This is a genomic window from Sphaerochaeta sp. S2, assembly GCF_016406725.1.
Lineage (GTDB): Bacteria > Spirochaetota > Spirochaetia > Sphaerochaetales > Sphaerochaetaceae > Sphaerochaeta.
In genome coordinates, this window is the sequence record NZ_JAEKNT010000114.1 from 1 (window position 1) to 4,396 (window position 4,396).

Annotated in this window: 3 protein-coding genes and 1 pseudogene; all 4 read right to left on the reverse strand. The window is 46.9% G+C overall.

From position 1 onward, the window contains the following. A partial coding sequence (locus JF818_RS03205) for a ribosome assembly cofactor RimP (protein WP_198890542.1) occupies positions 1-427 on the reverse strand: 427 nt, incomplete at its 3' end. A 118-nt stretch (positions 428-545) separates the two neighbouring features. Beyond that, positions 546-1,202, reverse strand: a complete 657-nt coding sequence (locus JF818_RS03210) for a ComF family protein (RefSeq protein WP_198890543.1) — start codon at positions 1,200-1,202, stop codon at positions 546-548. Positions 1,203-1,224: 22 nt separating this feature from the next. Continuing rightward, entirely contained in the window at positions 1,225-3,825 is a 2,601-nt protein-coding gene (mutS, locus tag JF818_RS03215) for a DNA mismatch repair protein MutS (protein ID WP_198890544.1), read from the reverse strand. 2 nt (positions 3,826-3,827) lie between these two features. After that, positions 3,828-4,396 (reverse strand): annotated as a pseudogene (locus JF818_RS03220) (outer membrane protein assembly factor BamA); the annotation flags it as partial.

The following is a 4,396-nucleotide window of genomic DNA, read 5'->3' on the forward strand; positions in this document are numbered from 1 at the left end:
TTGTTGCAATCATCTCTTTTTCATCCTCAATAAATACCTCGTCAAGCGTAAGCGAATGGTCATCACATGTTTTGATGATACCACTTACCCATGCCGTCTTGCTCGTATCATAAACCCGTACACGCTTGCCGGTAAACAAGCTGAACTCATAGATATCCTTGATTGTGCGCTGTAGGCCTGGGGTGGTTACCTCGAGTTGCAGATCACGCTCCCCCAATATCAGTTCCATTCGCGGATATACCAATCGGTATACCTTCGCACAGTGGTCGACATTTACTTCTTCTTCCTTTGCCAAGATTACAATGGTAACCAGGACACTGCTTCCGCGGTCAATCTCATTGATGTCCACCAATGTAATGCCCATTGCACTCAGCAGAGGTTCGTATTCACGAAACAAAGGTGTTTCTTCTATTCCTTTCTGTATCATACTGCTCCTGAAAAAAGTTCATAAAAAAGGGATGCGCCGGTTGGCGATCCCCAATAAACAACTAATCCTGCTAAAATAGTATCGATAACGAGGATCTTTGTCAACGATGCATGTATGACTAGACATCAGCAAGTACCATTATCGTTGCTTTACAACCAAAATGAGACTCCAGCAGTTCACTTGCCCGTCGAGAAGTAGCTCCTGTGGTCTTTACATCATCAAGGAGTGTGGCAGTATACCCTGCTGACAGAAAATGTACAAATTGATCATGCTTTTTCTTGGAATGTGTCAATTGCATTGCCTGTTCACCAAGCCGTTGCTCTTTCGAAAGATATTTGTGTTGCATTCCCTTATGTCTATTGAAAAGAGAAAGATAGGCATAGCCCTCCTTTCTTGCAAGATAGGAGGCAATAACCTCACTCTGGTCAAAACCCCTTCTCCTATACCCTTCCCTTGAACAAGGTATGGGGATAATGATCGGAGAGGTCACTCTTTTCAGTAGAGGTAGATATAACCCAGAGAGGAGAGGTGCCAGTGACCGTTCTCCCCCAAATTTATAGCATTTGATCAAAGATGCGAGTGTATTTCCGTATGGGCCATAGGAGAGTACTCCCTTGCTGCAGAAAGAACATGCATAGGTAGCATCAAGCACCGGTTGTCCACAGACTGGACAGCGATATGAAAACAAAAAATCATACCCAGCCCTCCGGATGGCTTCCTCACATTCTGGGCAGAGTGTTGTATCAGAAAGTTTCTTGCATAGATGACACCACATACCCCTTAAGAAGGATCTCTGGCTACCTTGCTTGCAATTTCTCCTGTAAATCCTTCAATAACAGGAGCGCCTCCAAGGGAGATGACTGGTCTATGCTGAATGACTCCAATGCATCGATGACTTCTCTTTCATTCGCATCAAGATCACTATAGGGGAGTTCTTCCTGTTCAGAGGCAGCACTGAATAGATCAGGTTGCATGGCAGCTAGGTCATACTCAGCAAAGTGCTGTTTCTGGAATTGACGGGCTTGGCGGATGATGTCACGGCCAACCCCTGCCATTCTTGCAACGTTCAAACCATAGGAACTGTTTGCAATTCCCTCAATGACTCTCCTCAGGAACTTTACTTCCCCACCCATCTCGCTTACCTGCAACGTCAAGAGTTGGATGGCGCTGGTATCAATTCGGGCGAGCTCATGGTAGTGGGTTGCAAACAAAGTCTTGCAATCCATGGACAGGAGTTTCTGCATCATGGCATAAGCAATCGACATTCCATCCTGGGTGCTGGTACCTCTGCCCAGTTCGTCTACAATTACAAGAGAATGCCTTGTCGCAGTTCTAAGAATGTGGGCTGCTTCCTGCATCTCGACGAGGAAGGTGGACTCTCCACGGGCAAGATTGTCACTCGCTCCTACCCTGCAGTAGAGACGATCGACGATGCCAAGCTTTGCTTTCGTAGCAGGGACAAAACTACCAATTTGCGCCAGGAGAACCAGCAATGCGCTCTGCCTTAGGAAAGTTGACTTGCCTGCCATATTCGGTCCTGTGATCAAACAGAACCGTTTTCCGGTGCTTTTAATCGTCAGGTCATTGGCAACAAAACCACCAGGGGTGAGATGTTGTTCTACCACTGGATGTCTTGCCCCTTCCAGGATAAGCACATCCTCGTCTGTAAAGCTTGGCTTGGTATATTGGTGGGTGATTGCCGTACTTGCAAAGCTCTGCAAACAATCCAGGTCACTGAGGAATCCACTGATGGAGAGCAGTATCTGTTGTAAGTCCCTGGTCTTGGATACCAATATTTCGTAGACTTCCTTCTCCCTCTCTTCAGCCAAAGCGGTACTCTCAAGGATTTGTTGTTCCAGTTTGATCAATTCATCACTGGTGAACCGCTCGGCATTCACCAATGTTTGTTTGCGGTAGAAGGTGGAGGGAACCTTTGAGGCATGGGTCTTGGTAACTTCTATATAGTGGCCAAGGATCTTGTTGGAAGAGAGCTTTATGGTAGGGATTCCCGTCTCTTCCTTCAGTTGCTTGAGATAGGAGTCCAACAGCTCCTTACCCCCCGATTTGGTACCTCTGAGTGCATCCAGTTGTGCATCAAAACCTTTACGGATCACCTTTCCTTCCTCAAAAGGCCCCTGCCACTGGTCATTGATGGCTTCCTGAATTTCACTTGCAAGCTGGAGCAACATTTTAAGCTGTGTTTCATCCAGCCTGGAGGGAAGGATATCCTGGTATCGTTGATCAACCAATTGGAAAAAGGCTGAAATGGTCTGGGCAATCCCTGTCAGGTCCCTGGGAACCTGCCTATTCATGGCAATACGGGAAGTCAGGCGCTGGATATCCAATACTTGTTTCAGGATCGACCTGACCCTGCCCAGTTCATCACGGTCCAGGAAAAGCATCTCAACCCATCTCTGACGAAAGAGAATTTGGTTGATATCTGTCAAGGCTTGTGTGATCCAGTTTTTCAACTGACGGGTACCCATACTGGTGAGGGTGGCATTGATCGCGGAGAAAAGCGTGAATTTCTCACTTCCATCATTGGTATTGCTTACCAACTCAAGACTTTTTCGGCTTGCCTCATCGATATGCAGAAATTGTGTCTCTTCAACCACTGTATATGAGTCAATCTGGTTCAAGCTTGTCTTTGCCGTCTCTCTCAAATACCAGAGCAGAGCCCCAGCACTGGAAAGGCGATGGTCCTTCTCTTCCAGGGAAAAGGCTTTCAGACTCGTACTTCCTATATGGTTGCAGAGCAGACTGTATCCATCAGCAATGGAAAATCTCCAAGGCGGAAGCTTGCTTACCATTGCTTGTTGAGAAGCTAGCAAATCCTGGTAGTCCTGGTAGAGAAAATAATCATCCTCATTAACCAAGAGTTCCCTGGGCCGAACTTGTTCCAATACAGCAAGCAATGAACCATAGTGATGATCTTTTCCTAGAGTCCTCAATGAGAACTCACCTGTGGTGATGTCTGCATAGCTGACAGAAATACCCTGTTTCTGGAATGAGATGCTCAAGACATAACTGGATTGTTCTGCATCAAGGTAGTCATCTTCAATGACTGTAGCAGGAGTGATGACCTGCACCACTTCACGGGTTGCAAGCTTTTTTCCGCCTTCCTGGTTGAGGCTGGTCTGCTCACAGATGGCAATCTTCTTGCCCGCTTCGAGTAATCGTTTGATATAGGTTTTTGCTGCATGATACGGAATGCCACACATCGGCTGACCATTGCGCTTGGTGAGGGTTAGGTTGAGGAGGCGGGAAACTTCCCGGGCATCATCCTCAAACATCTCATAGAAATCACCAAGGCGGAAGAACAGTACTTCCCCTTGGTGTTGCTCTTTAATCTGATGGTACTGGACCATCATGGGTGTCAAAGTCTCTTTCTCACTCATACTCAATACAGCGTTGTAGTGATCGCAAGTACCAGTTTCAAGCCACTGTCGTCACTGCTGCCCCTGAAGATGGTCCCTCCATCCCATGCAAAGGTATCATCAATGTAACTTGCGTTTTTCACCAGATACAATCCCAATGGGAACCCGGGTACTTTCAGTTTGATTCCTGCTCCCATGGAGTAGTACCAAGCAAGTGAAGATGGAGCGATGTTCTGCAAATCGGTACTGACTCCTGTGGCACTGCCATAGATCTCCGCTGAGAGTACATTGTGGGCAAGAGGCCAGCTGATGGAAACCTGGTTGTCCCACAGGTATGCCTGGTCAAAGATAACGGAGAAACCACGACCGGTATTCATACCATCGATATAGAGCATCTCATAGCGGGTGGCACCCTGTTTTGCATCGTACCAATCCCATTTCTGTGTTTCTCCCGTATCAAATCTACTATTATAATCATAGTACTGGGGTAGCATTGCACTGACAGTGGTGGTAGCACCCAACACGACATTGGCATCCTTCTCTGCAAGTTCAAACGAGAAGAGCGTTATATATCCACTAGCAGATGAAGAGG

What these genes read in the sequence shown, in the direction of transcription:
- mutS (WP_198890544.1), bottom strand. Translation starts at nt 3,825, where the DNA reads ATGAGTGAGAAAGAGACTTTGACACCCATGATGGTCCAGTACCATCAG.
- JF818_RS03210 (WP_198890543.1), bottom strand. Translation starts at nt 1,202, where the DNA reads ATGTGGTGTCATCTATGCAAGAAACTTTCTGATACAACACTCTGCCCA.